General features: G+C 46.1%; 25 protein-coding genes and 1 tRNA gene. 15 read left to right on the forward strand and 11 right to left on the reverse strand.

The window, feature by feature from the left end; translation table 11 throughout:
• Positions 1-11: 11 nt before the first annotated feature.
• Both ACMVP2_RS12995 and ACMVP2_RS13000 read right to left on the reverse strand, forming a co-directional pair.
• Positions 12-290 (reverse strand): type II toxin-antitoxin system RelE/ParE family toxin, encoded by a 279-nt coding sequence (locus tag ACMVP2_RS12995; RefSeq protein WP_416868002.1) that lies wholly within the window; start codon positions 288-290, stop codon positions 12-14.
• Between the two features lie 182 nt (positions 291-472).
• Entirely contained in the window at positions 473-1,219 is a 747-nt protein-coding gene (locus ACMVP2_RS13000) for a hypothetical protein (RefSeq protein ID WP_416868003.1), read from the reverse strand.
• Between the two features lie 145 nt (positions 1,220-1,364).
• Between ACMVP2_RS13000 and ACMVP2_RS13005 the strand changes: the two genes are divergently transcribed.
• Positions 1,365-2,222, forward strand: a complete 858-nt coding sequence (locus ACMVP2_RS13005) for a class II glutamine amidotransferase (protein WP_416868004.1) — start codon at positions 1,365-1,367, stop codon at positions 2,220-2,222.
• Position 2,223: 1 nt separating this feature from the next.
• On the opposite strand, the gene mnmD is transcribed toward ACMVP2_RS13005, so the two are convergent.
• From mnmD to ACMVP2_RS13020, 3 genes are read right to left on the reverse strand one after another with little or no spacing between them, the layout of a single operon-like run.
• Positions 2,224-2,901 carry a tRNA (5-methylaminomethyl-2-thiouridine)(34)-methyltransferase MnmD gene (gene mnmD, locus ACMVP2_RS13010; protein ID WP_339788581.1) on the reverse strand — a complete coding sequence of 226 codons (678 nt, stop codon included), beginning with the start codon at positions 2,899-2,901 and terminating at the stop codon, positions 2,224-2,226.
• Positions 2,901-3,410, reverse strand: coding sequence for a 2-C-methyl-D-erythritol 2,4-cyclodiphosphate synthase (gene ispF, locus ACMVP2_RS13015; protein WP_339788584.1), 510 nt, complete (start codon positions 3,408-3,410; stop codon positions 2,901-2,903). Before ispF ends, mnmD begins: the two co-directional genes overlap by 1 nt.
• Positions 3,407-4,645, reverse strand: a complete 1,239-nt coding sequence (locus ACMVP2_RS13020) for a M16 family metallopeptidase (RefSeq protein WP_416868005.1) — start codon at positions 4,643-4,645, stop codon at positions 3,407-3,409. The genes ispF and ACMVP2_RS13020 overlap by 4 nt, the downstream gene beginning before the upstream one ends.
• A gap of 158 nt (positions 4,646-4,803) precedes the next feature.
• Between ACMVP2_RS13020 and ACMVP2_RS13025 the strand changes: the two genes are divergently transcribed.
• From ACMVP2_RS13025 to lipA, 5 genes are all read left to right on the forward strand, one after another.
• On the forward strand, positions 4,804-6,810 hold the full coding sequence (locus tag ACMVP2_RS13025) for an alpha-ketoacid dehydrogenase subunit alpha/beta (protein ID WP_416868006.1): 2,007 nt from the start codon (positions 4,804-4,806) through the stop codon (positions 6,808-6,810).
• Positions 6,811-6,952: 142 nt separating this feature from the next.
• On the forward strand, positions 6,953-8,662 hold the full coding sequence (locus ACMVP2_RS13030) for a hypothetical protein (RefSeq protein WP_416868007.1): 1,710 nt from the start codon (positions 6,953-6,955) through the stop codon (positions 8,660-8,662).
• A gap of 1 nt (position 8,663) precedes the next feature.
• A complete protein-coding gene (ytxJ, locus tag ACMVP2_RS13035) occupies positions 8,664-9,017 on the forward strand; it encodes a bacillithiol system redox-active protein YtxJ (protein WP_339788592.1) in 354 nt (117 codons plus the stop codon).
• Positions 9,018-9,247: 230 nt separating this feature from the next.
• On the forward strand, positions 9,248-9,973 hold the full coding sequence (locus ACMVP2_RS13040) for a hypothetical protein (RefSeq protein ID WP_416868008.1): 726 nt from the start codon (positions 9,248-9,250) through the stop codon (positions 9,971-9,973).
• 78 nt (positions 9,974-10,051) lie between these two features.
• Positions 10,052-10,939 carry a lipoyl synthase gene (gene lipA / locus ACMVP2_RS13045; RefSeq protein ID WP_151997612.1) on the forward strand — a complete coding sequence of 296 codons (888 nt, stop codon included), beginning with the start codon at positions 10,052-10,054 and terminating at the stop codon, positions 10,937-10,939.
• A gap of 51 nt (positions 10,940-10,990) precedes the next feature.
• On the opposite strand, the gene ACMVP2_RS13050 is transcribed toward lipA, so the two are convergent.
• Together ACMVP2_RS13050 and ACMVP2_RS13055 are read right to left on the reverse strand one after the other, a co-directional pair.
• Positions 10,991-11,176 carry a hypothetical protein gene (locus ACMVP2_RS13050; RefSeq protein ID WP_151997611.1) on the reverse strand — a complete coding sequence of 62 codons (186 nt, stop codon included), beginning with the start codon at positions 11,174-11,176 and terminating at the stop codon, positions 10,991-10,993.
• Positions 11,173-12,066, reverse strand: coding sequence for a bestrophin family protein (locus ACMVP2_RS13055; protein ID WP_339788600.1), 894 nt, complete (start codon positions 12,064-12,066; stop codon positions 11,173-11,175). The genes ACMVP2_RS13050 and ACMVP2_RS13055 overlap by 4 nt, the downstream gene beginning before the upstream one ends.
• Positions 12,067-12,203: 137 nt before the next feature.
• Between ACMVP2_RS13055 and ACMVP2_RS13060 the strand changes: the two genes are divergently transcribed.
• The gene (locus tag ACMVP2_RS13060; RefSeq protein ID WP_339788603.1) at positions 12,204-13,697 is read left to right on the forward strand and encodes an NAD(P)H-hydrate dehydratase; all 1,494 of its coding nucleotides are present in this window, start codon (positions 12,204-12,206) and stop codon (positions 13,695-13,697) included.
• A 173-nt stretch (positions 13,698-13,870) separates the two neighbouring features.
• Entirely contained in the window at positions 13,871-14,257 is a 387-nt protein-coding gene (locus tag ACMVP2_RS13065; protein WP_339788607.1) for a T9SS type A sorting domain-containing protein, read from the forward strand.
• Between the two features lie 72 nt (positions 14,258-14,329).
• Here ACMVP2_RS13065 and asnS read toward each other — a convergent pair whose 3' ends face one another.
• Positions 14,330-15,781 carry an asparagine--tRNA ligase gene (gene asnS / locus ACMVP2_RS13070; RefSeq protein ID WP_416868009.1) on the reverse strand — a complete coding sequence of 484 codons (1,452 nt, stop codon included), beginning with the start codon at positions 15,779-15,781 and terminating at the stop codon, positions 14,330-14,332.
• A 299-nt stretch (positions 15,782-16,080) separates the two neighbouring features.
• Here asnS and rpoN point away from each other — a divergent pair, with 299 nt between their 5' ends.
• Both rpoN and ACMVP2_RS13080 read left to right on the forward strand, forming a co-directional pair.
• Complete coding sequence (gene rpoN / locus ACMVP2_RS13075) at positions 16,081-17,523, forward strand: RNA polymerase factor sigma-54 (protein WP_416868010.1); 1,443 nt, start codon at positions 16,081-16,083, stop codon at positions 17,521-17,523.
• A 14-nt stretch (positions 17,524-17,537) separates the two neighbouring features.
• Positions 17,538-18,143: a PA-phosphatase gene (locus tag ACMVP2_RS13080; RefSeq protein WP_416868011.1), complete on the forward strand. Its 606-nt coding sequence runs from the start codon at positions 17,538-17,540 to the stop codon at positions 18,141-18,143.
• A 2-nt stretch (positions 18,144-18,145) separates the two neighbouring features.
• Here the strand turns inward: ACMVP2_RS13080 and ACMVP2_RS13085 are convergent, their stop codons facing one another.
• Entirely contained in the window at positions 18,146-18,886 is a 741-nt protein-coding gene (locus tag ACMVP2_RS13085) for an outer membrane beta-barrel protein (protein WP_339788617.1), read from the reverse strand.
• 234 nt (positions 18,887-19,120) lie between these two features.
• Between ACMVP2_RS13085 and ACMVP2_RS13090 the strand changes: the two genes are divergently transcribed.
• A tRNA-Arg gene (locus ACMVP2_RS13090) sits at positions 19,121-19,194 on the forward strand.
• Between the two features lie 62 nt (positions 19,195-19,256).
• Here the strand turns inward: ACMVP2_RS13090 and ACMVP2_RS13095 are convergent.
• Positions 19,257-20,165: an SMP-30/gluconolactonase/LRE family protein gene (locus ACMVP2_RS13095; protein WP_339788622.1), complete on the reverse strand. Its 909-nt coding sequence runs from the start codon at positions 20,163-20,165 to the stop codon at positions 19,257-19,259.
• A 250-nt stretch (positions 20,166-20,415) separates the two neighbouring features.
• Between ACMVP2_RS13095 and ACMVP2_RS13100 the strand changes: the two genes are divergently transcribed.
• Positions 20,416-21,255, forward strand: coding sequence for a hypothetical protein (locus ACMVP2_RS13100; RefSeq protein WP_339788625.1), 840 nt, complete (start codon positions 20,416-20,418; stop codon positions 21,253-21,255).
• A 5-nt stretch (positions 21,256-21,260) separates the two neighbouring features.
• On the opposite strand, the gene ACMVP2_RS13105 is transcribed toward ACMVP2_RS13100, so the two are convergent.
• Entirely contained in the window at positions 21,261-21,620 is a 360-nt protein-coding gene (locus ACMVP2_RS13105; protein WP_339788628.1) for a YraN family protein, read from the reverse strand.
• A gap of 33 nt (positions 21,621-21,653) precedes the next feature.
• Here ACMVP2_RS13105 and ACMVP2_RS13110 point away from each other — a divergent pair, with 33 nt between their 5' ends.
• Genes ACMVP2_RS13110 through ACMVP2_RS13120 form a run of 3 tightly spaced genes read left to right on the forward strand, consistent with a single transcriptional unit; the run spans position 21,654 to position 23,772 of the window.
• Positions 21,654-22,637 carry a type I phosphomannose isomerase catalytic subunit gene (locus ACMVP2_RS13110; protein ID WP_339788665.1) on the forward strand — a complete coding sequence of 328 codons (984 nt, stop codon included), beginning with the start codon at positions 21,654-21,656 and terminating at the stop codon, positions 22,635-22,637.
• Between the two features lie 2 nt (positions 22,638-22,639).
• A complete protein-coding gene (gene lipB, locus ACMVP2_RS13115; protein ID WP_416868012.1) occupies positions 22,640-23,371 on the forward strand; it encodes a lipoyl(octanoyl) transferase LipB in 732 nt (243 codons plus the stop codon).
• Positions 23,368-23,772 carry a hypothetical protein gene (locus tag ACMVP2_RS13120; protein ID WP_339788634.1) on the forward strand — a complete coding sequence of 135 codons (405 nt, stop codon included), beginning with the start codon at positions 23,368-23,370 and terminating at the stop codon, positions 23,770-23,772. Before lipB ends, ACMVP2_RS13120 begins: the two co-directional genes overlap by 4 nt.
• The last annotated feature ends 23 nt before the right edge of the window (positions 23,773-23,795 follow it).

Raw genomic sequence — 23,795 nt, forward strand, 5'->3', positions numbered from 1 at the left:
AAATAATCCAATTAGTGGTAATCCAAATAATCAAGATCAATTACGTCCCCTTTTTCGAAGCGAAAAACTAATCTCCAATTACCACTTACACTTAGCGCATAGTATCCTTTCAATTCACCTTTTAACGGATGAAATCCACTTCCAGGAAAGGATAGGTCATTTAAATCAGATGCTACATTCAGCCTTGAAAGTAATCTTCGGAGCTTCTTGACATGCATTTGATTCACTCCAGATACATCTCCTTTTATTAGGAAACGTTCTAGCACTTTACTTTTGATTGAAATAATCACTGATGCAATAATGAATTATTTGTTGACCGCATTTCAAAGAACTTTCGATGGCCTTTTGCCAACGATACAAATATAACTAATTTTTGACACCTGATACGTAACAGGTTCAAATCATTTCTTATGTCAAACCTTTTTTTGGTAAGGGAACCCCTTTTTAGTACAAAGATCCCGTCACTCGCTCATCACAGCAACCACTCCCCATCTACCAGCCCGAAATAGATCATGAATATCAGGAAGAAAAGTAAAACGCATGTACCAAAAATGGCGGTGAATAGGGCTTTGCCTTTTCCAGACTCTCCTGTCTCTTTGATCTGTTTCAAGCCGATATAGCCATAAATGGTGGCTGGAATCAACAAGAGCAAAAATATCAGGAACTCTGGCGCAATGGCAATTGCGGCCAAAATGCTAAGCATAGAGATAATGAACATAGTAAATGCCGCCCCGGCTGCCTTGTTTTTTTTCGGAGGCTCTTCAGCAATATTGTCGGTCAGGCTTGGCATAACATCGCTCGTGGCCTTTTTCGCAGATGCCACTTCATTCCAACCCGAACTTCCCCGAATAATCATTTTGATGTCTTTCCTAAGTTTCTTTTTTGAGTGATTGGAGGTTGCAACCCTTTGCGTAGCAGCGCTAAACAACTCACCTTCCAAAGAAATTTCCCGGCCTTCCGGGGCATGCTCCACCGTAGGCGACTTGCTTGCCAGTCGATCCAGGGTTTTTGGTGTTGGGCCGGAAGAATAGGTGGTTTCATGAAATCGATAGTATTTGGGAGTGGAACAACCAGACAGTGCCACTAACCCCGCCAGTAGAATAAAGAGACTTACTGGGGCAGCTTTGCTTAGAAAATTGATAAATGATGGTTTTTTCTTCTCAGTGGGATACAAACCGACTGTTAGGAGGCTATGCTCCATCGAATGAATGATTTCCATAACAGTAATAAGTTTAAAAAATTGGATGACGAAATAATTGCTACAATCAACTGCGCCGCCACTCCGCCAAAAAATATTATCCGCTGTTTTGCATCTAATATAAAAAGAAACAGCTACTTTTTCTACCATTTAACCCTAGTAAACTATGTGCCGACTCCTCGCCTACCTGGGAAGACCCATCCTGATGGATAAATTCCTTTATGAGCCTAAAAACTCGATGATCAAACAGAGCTTTAGCGCCAAAGAAATTGAGGAGCCGCTCAATGGAGACGGTTTCGGCGTGGGCTGGTACCACAAAGAAATTTCGCCCGACCCCGCCACGTTTGTGTCGATTTACCCGGCATGGAACAACCGCAACCTCCGCTACCTGGCTCCAAAGGTGAAGTCTGAATGCCTGGTGGCCCACGTCCGTGCTGCCAGCGAAGGGGACGTTTCGGAGGCCAACTGCCACCCTTTTCATTACCACAACTACCTGATGCTTCACAATGGCGGCGTTGACGAGTTCATCAAAATAAAGCGCAGGCTAACCAGTTCCTTACATGAGGATCGCTACCGCTGGATCAAGGGCCAGACGGATTCTGAGCACCTGTTTGCTGTTTTTCTTGACAAGCTGGCAACAAGAGGTGCCAACTTCGACGCCGAGGATGTGGCCGATTCCTTCGAGGAAATGATTGTCGACATGAAGGCCGCCATGCACGAAGCTGAGATCACAGACCCTGCCTACCTCAACATGGTGTTTGTGGACGGTGAGCGCATGGTGGGCCTGCGGTACATTTCCAACCCGAGCGATAAGCCATTGACTCTATACTACTCAGAGGGAAGCCGCTATGTGTGCGAAGACGGGATGTGCCACATGTTGCCTGCCACGCCTGAAGAAAAGTCGGTGATGATTGTATCGGAAAAACTGACTGAGTTTGCCGAGGACTGGAAGCCTATCCCCGATAATCACATGATTTTGGTAAAAAAGGACTTGAGTGTGAGCTTGAGAAAGGTGACGGCCTAAATTACTTTTTCACAGCCCTTACCATTTCCTTTTTGCCTGGCGGGCCGGGAAGCTCCTCCACTGTAAATCCCGCTTGCTTCAGGTTTCGCTTAAACTGCCCCTGTGCACAATATGTTACCAGAAAACCCCCGGGAGCAAGCGAGTCATACATCTTTTGTATCACTTCCATTGTCCACATCTCGGGCTGCTTGTTGGGAGCAAATGCATCGAAGTAGATGATATTGAAAGGAGTGGTTGAGGAATAGTCGTGTACCGGAGTTTCAAGCTTTTTTAGGAAAAAGTGCGGGGTAATTTCCACAGGCTTACCCCAGTCGGAGCTGTGAAGCAGTCGAAAGTACTTTGGCAGGTCGCCTTCTCCAATCAGATCTGCATAGTTCAGATTTTCATAAATCTCGGTTGGCAGGGGAAAAGTCTCCAACGTCTCGAAGGCTACTGTTCGGGCATGCTCTTTAGCAAAGATCAGACTGAGATAGGCATTAAGGCCTGTGCCAAAGCCAATTTCCAGAATTCTCGCTGCACCTTTGTGCTGGTTACACCAATGCCTGAGCCCCATTTCGATAAAGACGTGAGCTGATTCCTGAACAGCACCATGGAACGAGTGGTAGGTCTCATTGAGGGCTTCATTCTTCAAGGAATGTGAGCCGTCATCTGTCAGGATCAGGTGAACATTTGAGTCCATCAACCTCCGCCCTTTGTTTTTTCGACTCTATAGATAAGCGCTACAGCATGGGCGGCAATACCTTCTTCAGTACCAACGAAGCCCAGCTTTTCGGTGGTAGTGGCTTTTATGGAAATATCTTCCTCAGCTACATCCATTACCTCGGAAAGAATGGCCACCATTTTGGGAATAAACGGGTTCACTTTTGGCCTTTGAGCGCAGAGAGTCACGTCAATGTTTCCCACCTCATAGTGTTTATTTCTAATGAGGGTCATCACCTCGTCGAGCAGTTTTTTGCTATCAATTCCCTTGTATTTTGGATCTGTGTCGGGGAAGTGATAACCAATATCCCGCATATTGGCAGCGCCCAAAATAGCGTCGCAAATTACGTGAATGATCACGTCGGCGTCTGAGTGCCCAACGGCACCTTTTTCATGGTCGATTTTTATGCCCCCAAGCCATAGGTCGTAGCCTTCCTTTAGCTGGTGCACATCGTATCCGTAACCGATCCTGATAGTTGGCTTTTTCATTTTATTGCTTCGTAGTAGAGCGTGGAGCTATTGGCGTTGGTGAGAATTTTGTTGGCTTCGTCAAGAATATTGTCTGTGGTCACCGATTCGATTTTATCGGTTTCCATATTAACCCAGTTTGGGTCTCCCAGAAACGACATGAAAGCCACATTCATTGCCTGGTTCAGCAACTCCACTTCAGAGAAAACAAGAGATGAAAGCGCTTTGTTTTTCACTTTTATCAACTCATCGTCATTAATCTTTTTCGATTTTATTTCGCTCAACACCTCATCAATTGCCTTTTCAGCTTCGTCAAAGGTATGGCCTTCATTCAGCTTGCCATCAATCATCAGCAGACCGGGGTCAATGGAGCCCAGCACATACGACTGTATGCTGTTGAATATTTTTTTCTCCTTCACCAGCACATTGTATAACCTACTCGATTTCCCTCTGCCCAGAATATCTCCCAAAAAATCGATAGATTGATAGTTGTCGGCTGCCCGTCCACTCATATGGAACGTTTTGTACAGAGCACTTAAAGGCACTTTTGATTGCACATTCATTATTCGTGCATCATGTTGCTTTGGTTCCGCTCGCAAGCGCCGTGCTGGAACATCACCTGCCGGAATAGGGCCAAACCATTTCTCCGCTAATTTTTGTACTTTTTCAGTAGTGACCTTGCCAGCCACCACCAGGACAGCATTATTAGGACGGTAATATTTGAAGAAAAAATCTTGCACATCGCCCATGGTGGCATTCTCTATATGAGAAATTTCCTTGCCGATGGTCGCCCACTTATAGGAGTGCTCTTTATAGGCCAGGGGCCTTAGCTTCAGCCAAATATCGCCGTAAGGCTGGTTCAGATAGCGCTGTTTGAACTCCTCAATCACTACTTTTTGCTGCACTTCCAGCACTTTCGGGTCAAACGATAAACTCAGCATACGATCCGATTCCAGCCAAAAAGCGGTTTCGATATTGGCTGCCGGCAACGTGATATAATAGTTGGTAATGTCGGGGCTGGTAAAGGCGTTGTTTTCCCCACCCACCAGCTGAAGCGGCTCGTCGTAGCTGGGAATATGCTTTGAGCCGCCAAACATCAGGTGCTCAAAAAGATGTGCAAAGCCGGTCTTGTGCTCTTCCTCATCTCTTGACCCTACCTTGTATAAGATATTGACCACCGCCAGTTCGGTGCTGGGGTCGGGTATAACGTGCACCTCCAGCCCATTGGCCAGTTTAAAACTTTCGAATTGAATCATTTGCTACAAAATTGTCGCTAAAATAAGCATTCACTGATACTATTGTCCGAAACTACATCGAATAAGTAAAAGGTTCGGTTTTGCGAAGAATTTTCGATCTCCGCTTTCCTCCGCAAAGCTCAAACATTTACATTTGGCTAACAATTAAACAACAGATTATGGCAATTGCGGCCGGAACCCACACCCAAATGAAATTTGACAGGAAGTCGCTGACTGACAAACAGCTTCTTTCCATATACGAAAAGCTTTTAGAGCCCAGGCTGATTGAAGAGAAAATGCTTATTCTTCTTCGCCAGAACAAAATCAGCAAATGGTTTTCAGGCATTGGCCAGGAGGCCATATCCGTTGGGGCCACACTCGCTCTAAAGGAAAGCGAATACATCCTGCCAATGCACCGTAATCTTGGCGTGTTTACCTCCCGTGGCATTCCCTACGAAAGACTTTTCTCGCAGTTTCAGGGCACGGCCAACGGGTTTACCAAAGGCCGGGACCGGTCATTTCACTTTGGCACGCAAGAGTATAAGATTGTGGGGATGATCAGCCATTTGGGGCCGCAATTGGCACTGGCAGATGGCATTGCCCTGGCGGGTAAGCTGAAAAAGGAGAATACTGCAACCGCTGTTTTTACTGGCGATGGTGGTAGTAGCGAGGGCGATTTCCACGAGGCACTTAATGTGGCGGCTGTCTGGAATTTGCCGGTGCTTTTTATTGTAGAGAACAACGGCTACGGCCTGAGTACACCCAGCAACGAACAATTCAAGTTCAAGTCTTTTGTAGACAAAGGGCCAGGCTATGGTATCGAGACGATCAGCATCGACGGCAATAATATCCTGGAGGTTTATCTTAACATATCCAGGCTGGCGGAAGATATCAGAAAAAACCCACGTCCAATTCTGATTGAAGCCAATACATTTCGGATGCGGGGGCACGAGGAGGCATCCGGCACCAAGTACGTGCCTAAGGAGCTGATGGACTATTGGGCGACCAAAGACCCAATTAATAATTTTGAGCAATACCTGCTCGAAACTGGCGTGCTGACCGCCGAGACTGCTGAAAAGACCAGAAAGAAAATAAAAGGCCAGGTAGACAAGGCAGTCAAGACAGCTTTCAGTGAGCCGGAGGTGATTCCGTCGACAGAGCAGGAGCTGGCCGACCTTTACAGCCCTTTCGAGCAGCAAGTAGTTGTGCCAAAGAGCAAAAGCACCTCCCCGAAGCGCTTTCTCGATGCCATTACCGACGGTCTTCGTCAAAGCATGGAGCGATACCCCAAGCTTGTACTCATGGGGCAGGACATTGCAGAGTACGGCGGAGTTTTCAAAGCGACGGATGGCTTTGTTGAGAAATTTGGAAAAGACAGGGTACGCAACACGCCATTGTGTGAGTCGGCCATTATAGGCACCGGCCTTGGGCTTTCCATCAAAGGCATGAAGTCGATGGTGGAAATGCAGTTTGCCGATTTCGTAACAGAAGGCTTCAACCAAATAGTGAACAACTTAGCCAAGAGCCATTGGCGTTGGGGCCAGAAGGCAGATGTGGTAGTGAGGATGCCAACGGGAGCCGGCGTGGCCGCCGGGCCGTTCCACTCTCAATCTAACGAAGCCTGGTTTTTTCACACACCTGGGCTAAAAATCGTTTATCCGTCCACGGTGTATGACGCCAAGGGTCTGCTGAATGCGGCTTTGGAAGACCCCAACCCCTACATGTACTTTGAGCACAAAGTGCTCTACCGCTCCCTTACTGAAGAGATTCCTGATGACTACTACACAGTGGAAATAGGCAAAGCCCGACTAGCTGCCGAAGGCACCGATATTTCCATTATTACTTATGGCATGGGGGTACACTGGGCTCAGCATGTTTGTAAAGAACTGGGCGTGTCGGCCGATATTGTCGATCTGAGGACATTGTTGCCCTGGGACAAGGAAGCTGTAACGGAGACAGTGAAGAAAACAGGCAAAGTGTTGGTGCTGCATGAGGATTGCCTCACAGGCGGCATTGGTGCTGAAATCGCTGCCTGGATAAGTGAGCATTGCTTCACCAGTCTTGATGCACCAGTTATGCGTGAAGCAAGTCTTGACACGCCAGTGCCTTTTGCACCGGCATTGGAGCAAAATTTTTTACCAAAAGGCCGCCTGAAGGAAAGAATCGAAGAACTTTTGCGTTTTTAGTAAAGGCTGTCAATTCTTCATTTGGGCATTAATTTTATATATTGCCGCTTTAGGTTTACTTAATTGAGTTTAACGGGTGTTTATTTCTTCTTCTTTTAAATCTTTCACCTCATCAGCCTTGAGGCTTACCTGGATTAGCTTGTTGGCCGTTCTGCTATGGATGGCTTCTGCTGATGCGGCAAGGGCTCAGTTGCTGGAGGGAAGGAATAAACTAAAGACCGTTGACGAAAAGCCTGAAAACCCCGGTTTTTTCCTCAATAGAAAAAAAGGGAGATCCGAAAAAAACAATGCGGGACGTGTTTCAAGGAAAGACAGGAAAGTAGACACAAGAACCGTTAAGCGGCCAAAGAAGAATATCAGGCAGGGGGCCAACTATCAGTCAACTGGCGGCGGTGTTTCTATCGATAACTCGCCCCGATCCTCCGCCCGTTTTTCAGAGCCTGAAAAGGTCTCCCGAAGAAAATCAAAAGTTAAGTACAGGTCCAATAGCGAAAAGGCAAGCAAGCAACGCAGGCGAGTGCCTATGATACGGCTCTCACCAAAAATAGGCATCTATAACCCCAACTCTCCTAATCCAAGGTATTCAAAAAATCCAGGGTTTGATCGAACCAAACGGTACGCCGCCTCACCCAGGTATTCTGTGCCGCAACCAAGAGTAAGCCCTCAGTCAGTTAACCCCCGGTACAGCCAAAGCCAGGGGTTTGTGGTTAAAAAGGGGGGGTATGTTATTGGCTTTAAGAACACCCCTGGGATATTGCCAATAGCCAAAGCAGGCCCAAGGTACAGCAAGCCCCAAAAGAGGGTATCCCCCGAAAGTGTGTCGCCCAGGTATAGCAAGGCACCTAAGCAGGTTTCTCCCGGAAGCGTTTCGCCACGCTACAGTGAAAGCCAGGGTTTTGTCACCAACAAGAGTAAGTGGATTTTTGGTTTTAGAAAGACCCCCGGAATATTGCCAATAGCCAAAGCTGGCCCGAGGTACAGCAAACCCCAGAAGCGAGTGTCACCCGAGAGTGTTTCACCTCGCTACAGTGTGGCACCCAAACAGGTATCTCCCAAAAGTGTGTCACCAAGATACAGTGTACCTCCCAAGCTGGTTTCTCCCGGAAGTGTGTCCCCCAGATATAGCAAGGCTCCCAAGCAGGTTTCGCCGGAAAGTGTTTCTCCGAGGTATAGCAAAGACCAGGGTTTTGTAGTGAAAAAGGGAGGTTGGGTGATTGGGTTCAATAATACATCAGGGTTTCTCCCAATAGGAAGGGCTACGCCGAGGTACAGCAAGGAAGCGGGGTTCTATCGGCCCGGGAACGGAGTTAACAGGTCAATCTCTGACGAAGCAAGACAGTTTTCCCTGCCTGATAAGGAAAAGAGAAGAGACAATAATTATAATCCACTGGTGTCGACCCATATTCCCACCATCGTAACCACGCCAAGAGACAGGAGCTTCAGAAAAAGATACAACGAAATGATCACCGACTGGCAGGGTGACGAAAAAAGGGTGTCTAAGTTTGCAGAAAAGCTACAAGACAAAGGATACGCCTTGATGTACAATGAATACAGAGGCTTCTTAAAGGTGAGAACGGAGGGAAGAGAAAAGCATCACGCAGAGAAAGAGGCCGGACGCCTCGCTGAATATACCGGTGGTTTTAAAATAAAACGAGGAGCGGGTGATAGCCACCCTAGTATCGCCTACGTTACAGGCAAGAAGATTAACTCCAGAAAGCTCAGAAAAGAATGGCGGGAGCTTAATATCATATTGGTGAGAGTGAGCGGGAACAAAGAGGTAGCAAAGGGTGTTAAAAATGGGCCTGATAAGCCTAAGTACGACAAAAAAGAAAGAGACATCTGGAATTATTAGTATGATCAAATGGAATAAGCTCACCTCGCCTGAGCAAATTGAAAGCGTTATTGAAGAATCAAACTCCCATCCAGTGCTCATTTTTAAGCACAGCACCAGCTGTTCTATAAGTGCGGCGTCACTGGACAGGATCGAACGCAAATGGGACGAAAGTGAGATGAAGGACTGGAAACCCTACTATCTGGATCTGCTAGCCAATAGACCAACGTCGCACGCTGTGGCAAATGAGTTGGGTATTGAGCACCAGTCTCCACAAGCTATCGTGCTTTTCCAGGGCAAGCCGGTTTACGACGCTTCGCATTTCAGTATTTCGTACGATGCGATCAAGTCGGCGACCAAAGATGTTGTGCTTTAAAGGCTTCAGAGGAATTTTGTTTTCCTTATCGACACCCTGGCAGTCGCTGCTTAGAGTATTTGCCTACTAAGCGATAGGGGTAACAGGTGTTGATTTGTTATTGAAGTCCGAATCAATTTGTTGTCATGCCTTTGCCCGGAGGCAGTCAACCATTTTGATTCAAACTTAGTCTTGCTGATTAACGATTAAGCTAAAAATAGCTAATTTGGTGTAAAATATCTGGTTCCCTTATGAAACGTCTAAATACAGGACTTTCTATCTTTTGTTTTATTCTCCTGGCATCGTCAGTGGCTAAGTCACAGGACAACGGGAACTATGAATATTCAAGAGAATATATCTGGGGCATCAATAAAAACACAAACAGCGGACTCATAGGTGGCATCGTTCTGAAGTACTCTCAGGCCATGGATGAAAAGACATTCCGAACTTTTGGAATGGAACTGATCAACGTGAAGCACCCAAAAGAGTACAGGTATATTTCCCAATACGGCAATCCGTTTGTCTGGGCTAAGAAAAACTACCTTTATGCTGTTCGCTTGCAGTATGGTAAGGACTATTTGATGTTCCGAAAAGCGCCACAACAGGGTGTTCAGATCAATGCCAGCTGGGCAGCTGGCCCCACTGTGGGAATTGTTGCTCCTTATTATGTGAAATACGCCACCGGGCCCAGTACTTTTACAGTAGAGCAGTTTGACCCGGCCAGACATAGTTTTGGCGGTATTTTGGGAACTGGAAGACTTTTTCAGGGCCTTGGTCAGTCGAAAATACAGCCAGGGTTAAATGCCAAAGCAGCTATCAACTTCGAATTTGGCACGTTCAAGAGTAATGTCACTGGTTTTGAAATAGGTGTGCTGGCAGAAGCTTTCACAAAAGAGATTATTATCATACCGGCTGCCACAAACACCGCATTTTTCACATCGGCCTTTTTCACACTCTATTACGGCGCCCGCCGGTAACCTTTCCATTTTCCATTTGTTTGTGAACCATGGAGGGTATTATTTTGTAATAATTCAATTGGAAGAAGAAAGCTAACAATGATAGAGTTACCAGTAATTTCTCAGGATGCCACACAGCGGGTGAAAAAGCCCAACTGGCTAAGAGTAAAACTGCCAGTGGGAAAGGAATACGCCAAGGTTCGCCAACTTGTCGACACCCACAAACTGCATACGATTTGTGAGAGTGGCAACTGTCCAAATATGGGGGAATGCTGGGGAGCCGGCACCGCCACCTTCATGATCCTCGGTAATGTTTGCACACGCAGTTGCACTTTTTGCGCTGTGGCAACCGGCCGGCCACCCGAATATGATGAAGACGAGCCCAGGAGAGTGGCCGAAGCCATCAAATTGATGGGGGTGAAGCACGCCGTGATTACTTCAGTTAACCGTGACGAACTTAAAGATAAAGGCGCTGAGGTGTGGTACCAAACTGTGGTGCAAACAAAGCTTGCCAGCCCCGAAACAACCATAGAAACGCTTATTCCAGACGTAAAGGCTAATTGGGATGCTCTTTATAGAATGGTGGAAGGCGGACAAGAAGTAGTTTCACACAACATGGAAACTGTGGAAAGCCTTTACCGCAGGGTGCGCCCGCAAGCCAAATACGAGAGAAGCCTGGAACAGACCAGAAGAACCAAGGAGCTGGGAAAACGCACAAAATCGGGGATTATGCTTGGCCTGGGCGAAACACAGGATCAGGTGTTCAAAGCTATTGATGACCTGGTGGCCAACGGGCTCGACATTCTGACACTGGGTCAGTACCTCCAGCCGACCAAAATGCATATTGAAGTGGCTGAGTTTATTCACCCGGAAACCTTTGATATGTACAGAGAAGAGGGTTTGAAGAGGGGCTTGAAGTATGTGGAATCCGGCCCACTGGTTAGGTCAAGCTACCACGCTGAAAGGCATGTGAACGTGCCAATTTGACTGGAACAAACTTTAGAAAAAATGAAGGCATGGATTCTACAATCCATGCCTTCATTTTTTTAACTGATCCGTGAACTTATACAACAGGTACAGATAGAGAAGCGTAGGTATTGGCAGCACAAGAGCCAGCACATAGATAATTGCCTTCTTCCCTTCATATTTTCTCTTGTTGACCCAAATAACAATTCCAGCACCGGCTATCAGGTTAACGATGAGCAGCAGCTGGTATTCATTCATTTTTTCGGGAAGTCCACCTGAATGATCTCTTTTACATTCCTCTTGATATTCATAGAGATACGTTCCACTGGCAAGTCGTTAATGTCCTTTCCAAACGGATCCTCAATTTCTTCGGCGATGAGCTCAATACTCACTAAAATGTAGAATATCAAAGCTACGAGAACCACTGTCCAGTAGCCAAATTCAACCACGAAAGCCAATGGAAGGGTCATTGTGTATATAAAGAGAAACTTCTTGATATACATGCTGTAGGAGTACGGAATAGGTGTCGTTTTGATCCTCTCACAGGCTCCCATGATGTCAGCAAAATTCTTAATTTCTTTGTCAAAAATAATAAGCTGTTCTCCGGTGATTTCGCCCTTTTTAAAGATGGCGTTTATTCTTTGGAAAAGCATGGCGTTGATTTTGTTCGGTTTGTGGTCGCACGCCTTTACTTTCTGTTCGTCATATTCGTTTTCGAACTCCAGCTCTTCCATTTTCGTGCCGTGCCTGAGGTGCTCTTTCATGGCATAGACAAAATTTGGAATCATGTGCTCAAAGTAAGAGCGGTCGTCTCTTGATTTCTCAGGCAGATAGGCGTTGACCTTCATGGAAAGGCTCCGGGTATCATTCACGAGCTGCCCCCACAATTTTCGGCCCTCCCACCAGCGGTCGTAGGCCGTGTTGGTTCTCAGCACCAGGAAAAGGCCCAGCACCACTCCCAATAGTGAGTGAAATACAATAGCTCCCTCGAAAAAAATGTGAATTTCGAATATATCAACGAGTACATAGGTCAATACAGTGGAATAAACGATCATGAATGCCAGCAGCGGGAAAAGCGATTTGATAACATATCGGCTGTAGACATCAAAAATCAGGGAAACCCAGGATTTAGGGTTGTACTCAATCATAGGATCAGAATTTAGGGTAGGTTTTGCTAAAAACAGCTCAAAAGATAGGTAAGGAATAATAAACTCCCTAGCTCAAATGACATCATTTTAAAGCCCTTGTAAAAAAAGCTTTCTAACTTACTGAGAATTCAGTTGCTATGAAAATTCTTTCTCCTCAACAAATTCGTGAAGCTGACGCCTACACGATAGAAAATGAGCCCATAGCCTCTATTGATCTAATGGAACGGGCTAGTAATGCCTTTGTCGATGAATTTGAAAAACACTTTTTTAATGACCATATCGTCTGGGTTTTCTGCGGAACAGGTAACAACGGAGGGGATGGTCTTGCCGTAGCTCGTTTGCTGAAAGGCCTAAAATACGAGGTAAAGGTGTGGCTGGCGGGATCGGCAGAAAAAGGAACTGAAGACTTCAGGGTCAACCTTAACCGCCTCACGGGCGCTGTCAGCGTGGCTATAGCGTCGGAGATATACGCTGCGGACATCCCAGAAAAGCTGGTGATAGTTGATGCCTTGTTTGGCTCAGGTCTGAACAGGCCGGTTGATGGGGGCTATGCGAAACTAATAGATTTTTTGAATGGCATTGAAGCCAGCAAAGTAGCCATTGATATCCCCTCTGGAGTTTTTTGCGATCAACCCCAGAATGGTGCAGTAGCGTTCCATTCCGATATTACAATTACATTTCAGGTGCCTAAACTAGCCTTTCTTTTGCCTGAGAACTACCCGTATGTGGGTGAATGGAAGTCGGTTGACATAGGTCTGTCGGAGCAGTTTATGAAGGAAGTGGAATGTTCCTACTATTATCAGCAGGCGGGGGATGAGGATCTGAAGCTTCCCGACCGACCCAGGTTTGCTCACAAAGGCGATGCAGGACGCACGCTGCTGATTGCTGGGAGCAAGGGTAAGGTAGGCGCTGCTATTCTTTCTTCGAAAGCCTGCATGCGGGCTGGTGCAGGCCTGCTAACGGTGCATACGTCAGGCTGTGCCGTAACGCCCATTCACACCGCTGTGCCCGAAGCCATGGTCAGTGAGGATGCCAGTCATGACCATATTACCCGAATGCCGGACGATTTGTCAAACTTTGATTGTATCGCTATAGGGCCAGGCATTGGCACGGATAATGCGACCGTTAAGGCCTTTGAAAGCGTTCTGATGACTGTTTCAAGACCAATGGTCATGGACGCTGACGCACTCAATATCTTGAGCAGGAACCCAGGGCTCCTGGAGCGGGTGCCGGTCAACAGCATACTAACACCCCACCCCGGGGAGTTCAGGCGACTGGTAGGCGACTCGCACAATGACTACGAAAGGTTGAACAAGCAAATAGAGTTGTCAAAAAAATACCGGTTGATTGTGGTGCTAAAAGGAGCGTACAGCAGCATCAGCATGCCATCCGGAGAGGTCTATTTTAACAGCACAGGAAATCCCGGCATGGCCACTGCGGGGAGCGGCGATGTACTTACCGGCATTGCAGCCGGACTGCTATCCCAGTCATTTTCTCCGACGAAAAGTGCACGTTTAGCAGTCTTACTGCACGGAATTTCAGGCGATTTGGGTGCTCAATCCAGGGGAGAATATGGTTTAATCGCCTCTGACATTGTTGATTTTCTTCCAGCGGCGTTTAGAAAATTGTAAATTTAGAGCTGAATTTTGCGCCTGACCTAATTTTCCCTTCCATTTGACGTCCTTTTTTAAGGAAACCGCATATAACGAAAAAGGCATTCAAAAATTTCAATTAGGCATTAGAACATTACTATTTTTTTTTCGTACTTTGTTACATAGCCATATTGGCTTTACCTATGTAGATTATGCGCTTCATAAAATTTGTCATCGGATTGCTTCTTGTTGCCCTTCTCGGGGTGAATGGGTATGCGCAATCTACCGAAGACAAGGAGCAAGTGACTGCTGAAAGTGCTTTCAGACAGACTCCCACACTGGAGTTGAAGAATCAAGTCGAAGTTTATCCTAACCCCGCCGTTGAGTTTATTATGGTTGAGATAAAAGATTCGAACTTGAAGAAAGTGGAATTTGAGATGCACAGCATCATTGGAAATACGATTAGGATAGAGCCTGAAGAAGTGGCGAAGGATACTTACAAGATTCCTGTGAAAACTTTCAATTCAGGGTATTACTTCCTGATCATCAAGGATGACTATACCAGATACAAGAAGGCAATCAAGTTTCTTAAGAACTAACGATACAACCTTACTGTGAAATAAAAGAGGCAGCTCCTATTCGTCGGGGCTGCCTCTTTTGTTTGTGCGGGATTAAAACTCTGCGTTCCCGGGCGTTCTTGGGAAGGGTATCACGTCTCTGATGTTGCTCATGCCTGTAACAAACAGCATCAGCCTTTCAAAGCCAAGCCCAAAGCCACTATGGGGCACGGTTCCAAACCTTCTGGTGTCCAGAAACCACCACATGCTTTCTGCATCCATATCAAGCTCTTTCATTCTGTTGGTGAGCTTGTCGTAATTTTCCTCTCTTTGAGAGCCTCCCACAATTTCGCCGATGCCAGGAAACAGGATGTCCATGGCTGCTACAGTTTTTCCATCGTCGTTTTGCTTCATGTAGAACGACTTGATCTCTTTTGGGTAGTCGATCAAAATCACTGGCTTTTTGAAGTGTTTCTCAACCAGATAGCGTTCATGCTCCGACTGTAAATCAGCGCCCCAGGCGTCAATCAGGTATTGGAACTTCTTTTTCTTGTTGTAGTTGCTATTTCTAAGGATATCGATGGCTTCCGTATAAGTGAGGCGCACAAATTCATTGTCAGCCACAAAGCGCAACCTTTCTAAAAGGCTGAGCTCGCTTCTTTCTTCCTGCTTTTTAGTGCTCTCTTCATCTTTGGCTCGCTGCTCAAGAAAAGCAAGGTCTTCCTGGCAGTTTTCCAGCGCATAAGTAACGAGATATTTGAGCATTTCCTCAGCCAAATCCATGTTGTCTTCCAAGTCATAAAAAGCCATTTCAGGCTCGATCATCCAAAATTCAGCCAGGTGACGGGTGGTGTTGGAGTTTTCAGCCCTGAACGTGGGGCCAAAAGTATAAATCTCCGAAAGAGCCAATGCGGTCAGCTCACCTTCCAGCTGCCCCGATACAGTGAGGTTTGCCTCTCTTTCAAAAAAGTCTTCTTTAAAGTCTACTTTTCCGTCTTCCGTCTTTGGCAGCTTGTCGAGGTCAAGCGTGGTCACCCGAAACATTTCCCCTGCCCCTTCGGCATCTGAAGCGGTGATAATGGGCGTATGAATATTAAAGAAGCCCTTTTCGTGAAAGAACTTATGCACAGCAAAAATCATGGAGTGCCTCACCCGCAGGATAGCGCTGAAAGTATTCGTGCGGGGTCTTAAGTGGGCAATTTCACGAAGAAACTCCAATGAGTGCTTTTTCGGTTGTAACGGAAACTTCTCAGGATCAGCTACACCAAGCACATCTATTGTTTCCGCTTGTAATTCAAACTTCTGCCCGGATCCCTGCGAGGCTACCAGTAAGCCCACAACAGACAATGAAGCCCCCGTAGTGATTTTCTTTAGCGTTGCCTCGTCAAACTTAGTTGGGTCGCCAACAATTTGAAGGTTATTGATAGTTGAGCCGTCGTTAAGGTTGATAAAGACAACATTCTTGTTTTCACGCTTTGTCCTTACCCAGCCCTTCACAGTCACTGTAACATTTGCTTCAGCTAGCTGAAGAATGTCTTTGATTTTAGTCCTTTTTTTCTGGCTCACCTTATTTCTCGTTAATTAAAAAAGTACTCGGTTCTCTTTTTTCGCAAGGTAGCAGTATTTTTACCAAACCTATTTGTTCATCTCGATTGAGAACTCTAAAATTGCCGCAAAAAAACTATATTGAGTACTTTTATCAAAGGTGAAAGGCATTAAAAATCAACCGGATGCGGCCTTTCTACTATTTCGACATTGCCGACTCAACCTATGGACTCGAATTGCGTAATGAAGTTGGCGGGAAGAATGGCCAAATACCTTATATTTCTTATTTTACAGCACTAAAAGGCTAAACTAATCGAAGTATGCAAAAGCTGGGCTTAACCCAAACTCTGAGTCAGAAGCTGTCGCCGCAGCAGATTCAGTTCATTAAGCTCCTGCAAGTACCGACGGCGGAACTGGAGACCAGGATCGAAGAGGAATTGGAGATCAATCCTGCGTTGGAGGAAGGTAAGGAGGAGGAGCCTAAAGAGGCAGATGATTTTGATGATATAGACAATTCGGCAAGCGACGAACTGAACATTGATGAATACCTGCCCGACGACGACTACGCCGGGTATAAAATGCAGGGTGACGGCCCTGGAGGAGATGAAGAAGAACGTGAAGTGCCATTTAGTGAGAGCTCCACGCTGTCAGAGCAACTGATTTCTCAACTCGGATTTCTCAAGCTGGACGAGCGTCAGTATGCCATTGGCAGGCAACTGATAGGCAGTATTGAGGCTGACGGATACATCAGGCGAGACCTGGATGCCATAGTTAACGACATGGCCTTTTCTCAAAACATAGAATGTGAGGCCGATGAAGTGGAAGAAATCCTTCATCTGATTCAGGAATTTGATCCTGCTGGCATAGGAGCCCGTTCGTTGCAGGAGTGTTTGCAGTTGCAGATCGACCGGAAAATAGAAACTGGCGGTGAAGTAGCGCAGCTGGCTCATCACGTGGTGACCGACTGCTTTGATGAGTTTACCAAAAAGCACTACGACAAAATTTCAAAGAAGCTTGAACTTGAGGATGACGAGTTGCTGAAGGAAGCGATCAAGCTCATTACCCACCTCAATCCCAAGCCCGGCGGCGTAGGGTCTGGCCTTGTTAAAACCCAGTACCTCATTCCCGACTTTATGCTTTTCAATAATCATGGTAACCTGGAGCTGTCATTGAATTCCAGAAATGCGCCTGAGCTGAAGGTGAGCCGGGACTATTCGGAGATGCTTCAGGCCTACGATAAGAGCAACAAGAAGGACAAGAAACTCAAGGAGACTGTCACTTTTGTGAAGCAAAAACTTGATTCGGCCAAGTGGTTTATCGACGCCATTAAGCAGCGCCAGCAAACGCTACTCAATACAATGAATTCGATTATTAAGTACCAGTACGACTTTTTCCTTGAGGGAGACGAGAGCAAGCTGAGGCCAATGATTTTGAAGGATATAGCAGAAGAGATAGGCATGGATATTTCCACGGTGTCGAGGGTGGCTAACTCCAAAACTATCCAAACGGAATTCGGGATATATCCATTGAAATATTTCTTTTCGGAGGGAATTTCTACTGACTCTGGCGACGATGTAAGTAGCAGAGAGGTGAAGCATTTCCTGAAAGAAATGATTGACGCCGAAGAAAAGCGCAAGCCGCTTTCGGACGATAAACTTGAAAAATTGCTTAAAAAGAAGGGGTATCAAATCGCCAGGCGAACTGTAGCCAAATACCGGGAACAACTAAATATTCCTGTGGCCAGATTAAGGAAGGAGCTCTAGTGCTAAGGTTTTTTATGCAGGCATTATCGGTGGTCTTTCACCCGCTTCTTCTGCCGACGATCATGTTTTTTGTTATTTTTCGGTACGTGCCACAGGCTTTCAGGCCACTGGCCGACGAAAATGTGCCCTACATTCTGCTGGCACTATCCACTACCACTCTGATCATACCAGTGCTAAGTCTTTTGGCCCTTCGCCTCACTTCTACCATAAGGAGCCTTCAAATGCACGATAAAAATGACAGGCTGGTTCCTTTTGTTTTTATCGCCACTTTTTATGGGGTAACTACCTATATGTTTTATAGTAAGCTTACCCTAAATCCTGTGTTGGTGCTACTGATGCTCACCACCACTTTGCTGATTGTGCTGCTTACGGGAATCACTTTCTTCTGGAAAATAAGTATTCACAGTGCCGGCATCGGAGGCGTGGTGGGCTTTATTTTGGCCCTGGTCCATATTTTTCCGGGAAGCGAGTTACTTATCCCTTTTGTGGCGGCAATTGTTGTGCTGGGATGGGTAATGACCGCCCGGCTGGTGCTGCAAGCCCATAGTTTTTCTCAAGTGGCAGCTGGCGCTGTTCTCGGGGGAGGATTTTGTTACCTGATGATGATGGTATTTTCCTAGCCTTAGAAGCCGTTAAACGAGATGCCGATTGTATTGGCAGTGACGTTGATTCCGTTCGGGCCTTTGCCGCTTTGAAAAACGTCGCTCAACCCCATTTTGTAGTAGACAGAGAACCCGCCAATACCCAACCTGGCATGTACGCTGTACCTTATTTTGTTAAGGTTCCAGTCTTCTCTCTGCTTGGTCATTTTCTTGTCTCCATCATCCTCATACTTGAACTTAGTATGCGCCTCAAACAGATAACCAATGGAGCCGCCAACACCAACAAAGACACTACGTTCTTTGTTTTCCAAGTTGGGGACAAACCTCAGCTCCAATGGAACGTCTATGTAGTTAGTGACTAACTTACTCCTCAATACCTTTACATCGGCAATGGAATCCAGCACGAGGTTGGTTTCACCTCCCGTTGTTTCGTAGCTCAGCCCAACGGCTTTCTTAAAGCTATATCTATCAAAGCCAAAGCCGATGCCTGGTACGAAGGAAAGCTTCAAGCTGGGGATATCGAAGTGATAGGTATAATATAAATCCAACGGACGGGATTCAAATACTTTCGTTTTCATTCCTTCCGGAGCATCCACAAAATAGCTTGAGCCCAAATTGATCAGCAGCTTGCCTGGCAGGTCGGGTCTTGGCCCATGTACTTGTTGCGTTTCTTTATTGTCGTTAGGCTCTGTGCCGGCATTGCCAGACGCAGTAAAAGTGAATGTTAATACCGATAGAGCTAATAAAATGAATCGCTGCATGAATAGAAACGTTGCTTTTTTGAATAATAGAGCGCAAAGATAACTTAAAATTACTAACTAAGAATGTCAAAGTCTTTTTTAATGAATCAAGATATATTAACTTTGCACCCCGTAATTAATGATGAGGTGTAAATTCAGCGCCTGATCAGTAATTCAACCAGAAAGCCTTGCCTCTCGTTTAACATGACAAGAAAGCTGGTGGGATGGTTGGGGAATAACCGAAAATAAATAACTGGACCTGTAGCTTAACTGGATAGAGCATTTGACTACGGATCAGAAGGTTGGGGGTTCGACTCCCTCCAGGTTCACGAATCGGTTTCAGGAAAGCTTCTCAGCAATGGGAGGCTTTCCTTTTTTTGTGCTGTTCCGGTCAAAGACTTGTTCCGCTATAGCCAAACTTCACTGCCTCCATCCCTTTGAACCCGCAATTTTCTACCACAAAAAGCGACCCGGCCAGTGGCTGCTCTTCGAGCTGTTCATCAGTGAGCCCTACTCTGGCCGATGTGACATAGAGGTCTTGCAGGTCATCCCCTCCGAAAGTGCAGGAAGTAATTCGGGCAGCTGGCATGCTGATGCTCAACAGCTTTTGCCCTGTTAGCGGGTTCCAGCGGGCAACTTGCCAACCATCCCAGTGGCCGATCCATAGCATGCCTTCGCTGTCGACGGTCATGCCGTCGGGCGAGCCTTCTTTCTCTGGAATGGAAATAGCTACTCGCCGATTGGATATATCGCCGGTTGCCTGGTTGTAATCATAAGCCACCACCTTTCGGGTAGGGGAGTCTATATAGTACATTGTTTTGTGGTCGGAAGCCCATGCCAGGCCGTTGGAGATGCTGACACCGGGTATTTTTAACGTGCATGTGCCATCAGTGTCGAGCATGTAAAGATTACCCGCTCCTTCCACTTCCGATAGTGCCATGGTACCCGCCCAAAAGCGACCTGCCGGGTCACATTTTCCTTCATTGAACCGGTTGCCTGGCAGGTGACTTTCCGGATCAGCCAGAGGCTTTAAAGCTCCGCTGTGCCGTTCAACTATGGCCAGCCCACTTTTCATGGCGGCAATGAAGTCACCGTTTTCGCACAAGGCCACTGCTCCAACCATATCATTCAGGGGTATCTGCCGGTGGCTGTTTTTAGACGGGCTATGCTCATGAATAATTCCATTCAGAATATCCAGCCAGTAGATCAACTGTCGTTGGCCGTCCCACACGGGGCCTTCGCCCAGCAGGCAGCGGTTGGAAGTGACTACTTTGTAGGGTTGTGCCAGGGGTTTGGTCATGGTGTCAGGGTTTCGAACAATTTAGCCAGACTCTGTGAGAATAGGGTCGTTTTGGTCAGCCTTCTGTTCTTAAATATGTAAGAGTTAATTGGATTGTGCAACAGCGCACTTTTGAAATTGCCGCCATCCAATTCAATATCTTCACGAGCGACAAGAAGACCGGGTCGGCAGGTGCCTTCATCCTGATAAATAGGATTCTTTTTCCTATTTTTCGCAAAATATCCGTTCCCTTCTACTCGTTGAAGTGTCAATGGCAATAAAATATCAAATAACCTCCGTTTTCATATTGCTGCTTCTGGCCAGTGGCCCTCTTTGGGCACAGGAGGAAGAATTTTCGTTCGAGCCCAAATATGATTCCCCCCTTACCATCGACCTGGATGCCCTGGACGAAGAGAATGAGAAAATTGACGTTAAGAAGAAAAAACCAAAGCGGAACGTATACTATGGAGTGAAAACCAAGAAGGGTTTCACCAGAACGGGCTTTGGAGAGAACACGGTGCTGGAATTGTTTAGCTACCTGAAAGTGTATCAGGAGCCGGATGAATATGTGAGAGATATTTACTGGTACAATTTCAAAAGAAAGAAAATTGTGGCCAGCAGAAATATTGATAAAGAGTATGCGGGAATTTTGCACGGCCCCTACCGCAAAGTGTTGGGTGATCAGGTGCTCGAAGAAGGGTTTTTCTATAAGGGCACGAAGCATGGCCGCTGGGTAGAACTCAATAAGTCTGACATTCTCCTGAACAAGGAAAAGTACTATAAGGGATGGCCAAGGGAATCAAAAATTGCCTACTGGGATGTTGAACGAACCAAAATGAAGGAAGTAATTCCCATCGAGTATGGTGAGAAGGAAGGCTACTACTATGCGTTTCATGCCAACGGACAGATAGCCGTAATGGGCGAATATAAGTTTGACCACAAAGTCGGCGTTTGGCGGGAGTATTACCCCATCAGGAACAGGAGAAAGCGTGAAGTTGAGTATTCAAAAGATCCTTTTGATGAAAGCTTCAACCCAGTCATTCTGAGAGAATGGAATGACAAAGGTGAGTTGATATATGACAGGGAGCGATTAATGGTGCAGCTAAAGTAAACCCTCTAGTGAAAGGCATCCTCAAAGTGGATTATCTCACTGTTTCGTTGTAAGTCGACGGAAATAATATCAAACCTGATGTCGCTTTCCCAATTGACTTCTTCAATATAAGTTTGGGCTGTTTCTATTAGCTTATCAGCTTTTTTCTGAGTCACAGCTTCCTCCGGGTACCCAAATTTGGCATTGGATCGGGTTTTCACCTCCACAAATATCAGAGTGGCGGCAAGTTTTGCAATTATGTCAATTTCACCCCGGCCAGCCCTGTAGTTTTTTGCAATTATTTCATAGCCTGCTTTTTTCAAATGGTCTGCGGCAACAATTTCTCCTTTTTTCCCTACGCTTTGGTTATGTGACTTGGCAGGCATTTATATATTTGCGGATTAGATTCGATAAACGTGATACAACTAAAATTATATCCTTTAAAGTTTAAAACCATCTTCAAAGACAAAATTTGGGGTGGCCAGAAGATAAAGACTGTCTTAGGCAAAGACTTTGGAAACCTCCCGAATTGTGGAGAAACATGGGAAATCTCCGGTGTTGAGGGCAATATCTCTGAGGTGGCGGAAGGCCATTTGGAAGGCATGAACCTCAAGGAGCTTATTCAGAAGTTTCAGGCTTCCTTGGTCGGAGAAAAAATCTACGAGCAGTTTGGCGACGAATTTCCCTTGCTGGTGAAGTTTATCGATGCCAATGATGATCTCAGCATACAGGTGCATCCAAATGATGAACTGGCCAAGGCTCGTCACAATGGCCACGGTAAGACGGAGATGTGGTATATTTTCCAGGCCGACCATGGGTCGCAGCTAATTACCGGCTTCAATCGCAAAATGTCTAAGGAGAAATTCCTCGACTACTTCGAAAGAGGGCGCATAATGGACGTGTTGAACTACGAAAAGGTATTTAACGACGACGTGTTTTATCTGCCAGCTGGCCGGGTGCACACCATTGGCAAGGGGCTTTTGCTGGCCGAGATTCAGCAAACATCTGACACCACCTACCGCATTTACGATTTCGACCGGGTAGATGACAAAGGTAACAAGAGAGAGCTGCATGTGGAGGAGTCGCTGGATGCGATTGATTACACCTATCATGAGCATTACAAAACAATGTATCAGAACAAGGTGAACGAGCCGGTGAAGCTCGTAAAAAGCCCATATTTCACCACAAATAAGCTTGAGTGCACCAAGGACATTGAGCGTGACTACCACTACCTCGACTCGTTTATTATTTACGTATGCATGAGCGGTGAGCTGAACATAGCTTATGACGGCGGAAGCATAGAAGTGAAAATGGGAGACTGTGTGCTGCTACCTGCTGAATTGAAGAAAGTAACGCTTGAAACTACTTCGGGATTCAAAATGTTGGAATCCTATATCAGCTAACCATGCAGGCTACTGCCGCTATCAAAAACAAAACTACGCAAGTCATCTCCCTTGGTTTAATTGACTATCAGGAGGCGTGGGACTATCAGGAGAAGTTATTTGCCGAGACGGTGGCGCTGAAGATTAAAAACAGGGATGAGCCTGTTGACCGTCAGAGGCCCACTCCCAATTATTTACTGTTTTGCCAACACCCGCACGTGTTTACGCTCGGAAAAAGTGGGAAACAGGAAAACCTGCTGGTAGATGATGATGAGCTCAAGGAGATAGGCGCTACATACTACAAGATCAACAGAGGTGGCGACATCACTTACCACGGTCCAGGCCAGCTGGTTGTTTATCCAATCATTGACCTCGATAATTTCTTTACTGACATCCACAAATACCTTCGACTACTGGAGGAAGCTGTGATAATGACCTTAGCCGAGTACGGAGTGTCGGCTGGAAGGATTGACGGGCTTACCGGTGTATGGCTTGACTTTGAGGAACAGAAAAACCCACGAAAAATATGCGCACTTGGTGTGAAGTCGAGCAGGTGGGTCACCATGCACGGGTTGGCATTCAATGTCAATACTAACCTCCAGTATTTCAAGCACATAGTGCCATGCGGAATAGACGACAAGGCAGTAACTTCCCTGCAGCAGGAACTTGAACTTGAAGTGAGCATGGAAGAGGTACAGCAAAGGCTTTTGAAGAACATAGCTTCTTTATTTGAAATGAACCTCGTAACTGCATGAAGAAAGACATTCCCTTTTTGCCTGTAAAAGATGTTACACTTGCGGTGGTTAAAAGGCCAACAGCTGACGAAGAAGCGGAGTGGGTAGTGTACCTCATCAATAGAAATGATCAGCCGTTGGAAAATGTAATGGTTACCTCCAAGGGGTATGGCGAACTGGATGGCGAGCAGCAAAAAACTTCTACACTGCGACACATGTTCCCATTAATTGATGTTGGCGGAGCGACACAGGTAGAGTCCATCCATCCCCAGGTTTTTGGCCTTAACAATGAATACTGGGTGAGCTATTTTATAGGCAGGCAACTGTACGATAAGAAATATATTTTTGTCCCCGATACCATTTTAGAAGATAATTTGAGCTACATCGATGAGATAGGGCTTGAAGGTGTCTTGCATCCGTGATTATTTTTCTATTTTAATAGAAA

It is taken from the genome of Imperialibacter sp., assembly GCF_048007035.1.
Taxonomy (GTDB): Bacteria; Bacteroidota; Bacteroidia; order Cytophagales; family Cyclobacteriaceae; genus Imperialibacter.

Coding starts and splice junctions, on each gene's coding strand:
- ACMVP2_RS13000 (WP_416868003.1), bottom strand. CDS start 1,219: ATGGAAATCATTCATTCGATGGAGCATAGCCTCCTAACAGTCGGTTTG.
- ACMVP2_RS13005 (WP_416868004.1), top strand. CDS start 1,365: ATGTGCCGACTCCTCGCCTACCTGGGAAGACCCATCCTGATGGATAAA.
- mnmD (WP_339788581.1), bottom strand. CDS start 2,901: ATGGACTCAAATGTTCACCTGATCCTGACAGATGACGGCTCACATTCC.
- ispF (WP_339788584.1), bottom strand. CDS start 3,410: ATGAAAAAGCCAACTATCAGGATCGGTTACGGATACGATGTGCACCAG.
- ACMVP2_RS13020 (WP_416868005.1), bottom strand. CDS start 4,645: ATGATTCAATTCGAAAGTTTTAAACTGGCCAATGGGCTGGAGGTGCAC.
- ACMVP2_RS13025 (WP_416868006.1), top strand. CDS start 4,804: ATGGCAATTGCGGCCGGAACCCACACCCAAATGAAATTTGACAGGAAG.
- ytxJ (WP_339788592.1), top strand. CDS start 8,664: ATGATCAAATGGAATAAGCTCACCTCGCCTGAGCAAATTGAAAGCGTT.
- ACMVP2_RS13040 (WP_416868008.1), top strand. CDS start 9,248: ATGAAACGTCTAAATACAGGACTTTCTATCTTTTGTTTTATTCTCCTG.
- lipA (WP_151997612.1), top strand. CDS start 10,052: ATGATAGAGTTACCAGTAATTTCTCAGGATGCCACACAGCGGGTGAAA.
- ACMVP2_RS13050 (WP_151997611.1), bottom strand. CDS start 11,176: ATGAATGAATACCAGCTGCTGCTCATCGTTAACCTGATAGCCGGTGCT.
- ACMVP2_RS13055 (WP_339788600.1), bottom strand. CDS start 12,066: ATGATTGAGTACAACCCTAAATCCTGGGTTTCCCTGATTTTTGATGTC.
- ACMVP2_RS13060 (WP_339788603.1), top strand. CDS start 12,204: ATGAAAATTCTTTCTCCTCAACAAATTCGTGAAGCTGACGCCTACACG.
- ACMVP2_RS13065 (WP_339788607.1), top strand. CDS start 13,871: ATGCGCTTCATAAAATTTGTCATCGGATTGCTTCTTGTTGCCCTTCTC.
- rpoN (WP_416868010.1), top strand. CDS start 16,081: ATGCAAAAGCTGGGCTTAACCCAAACTCTGAGTCAGAAGCTGTCGCCG.
- ACMVP2_RS13080 (WP_416868011.1), top strand. CDS start 17,538: ATGCAGGCATTATCGGTGGTCTTTCACCCGCTTCTTCTGCCGACGATC.
- ACMVP2_RS13085 (WP_339788617.1), bottom strand. CDS start 18,886: ATGCAGCGATTCATTTTATTAGCTCTATCGGTATTAACATTCACTTTT.
- ACMVP2_RS13095 (WP_339788622.1), bottom strand. CDS start 20,165: ATGACCAAACCCCTGGCACAACCCTACAAAGTAGTCACTTCCAACCGC.
- ACMVP2_RS13100 (WP_339788625.1), top strand. CDS start 20,416: ATGGCAATAAAATATCAAATAACCTCCGTTTTCATATTGCTGCTTCTG.
- ACMVP2_RS13105 (WP_339788628.1), bottom strand. CDS start 21,620: ATGCCTGCCAAGTCACATAACCAAAGCGTAGGGAAAAAAGGAGAAATT.
- lipB (WP_416868012.1), top strand. CDS start 22,640: ATGCAGGCTACTGCCGCTATCAAAAACAAAACTACGCAAGTCATCTCC.
- ACMVP2_RS13120 (WP_339788634.1), top strand. CDS start 23,368: ATGAAGAAAGACATTCCCTTTTTGCCTGTAAAAGATGTTACACTTGCG.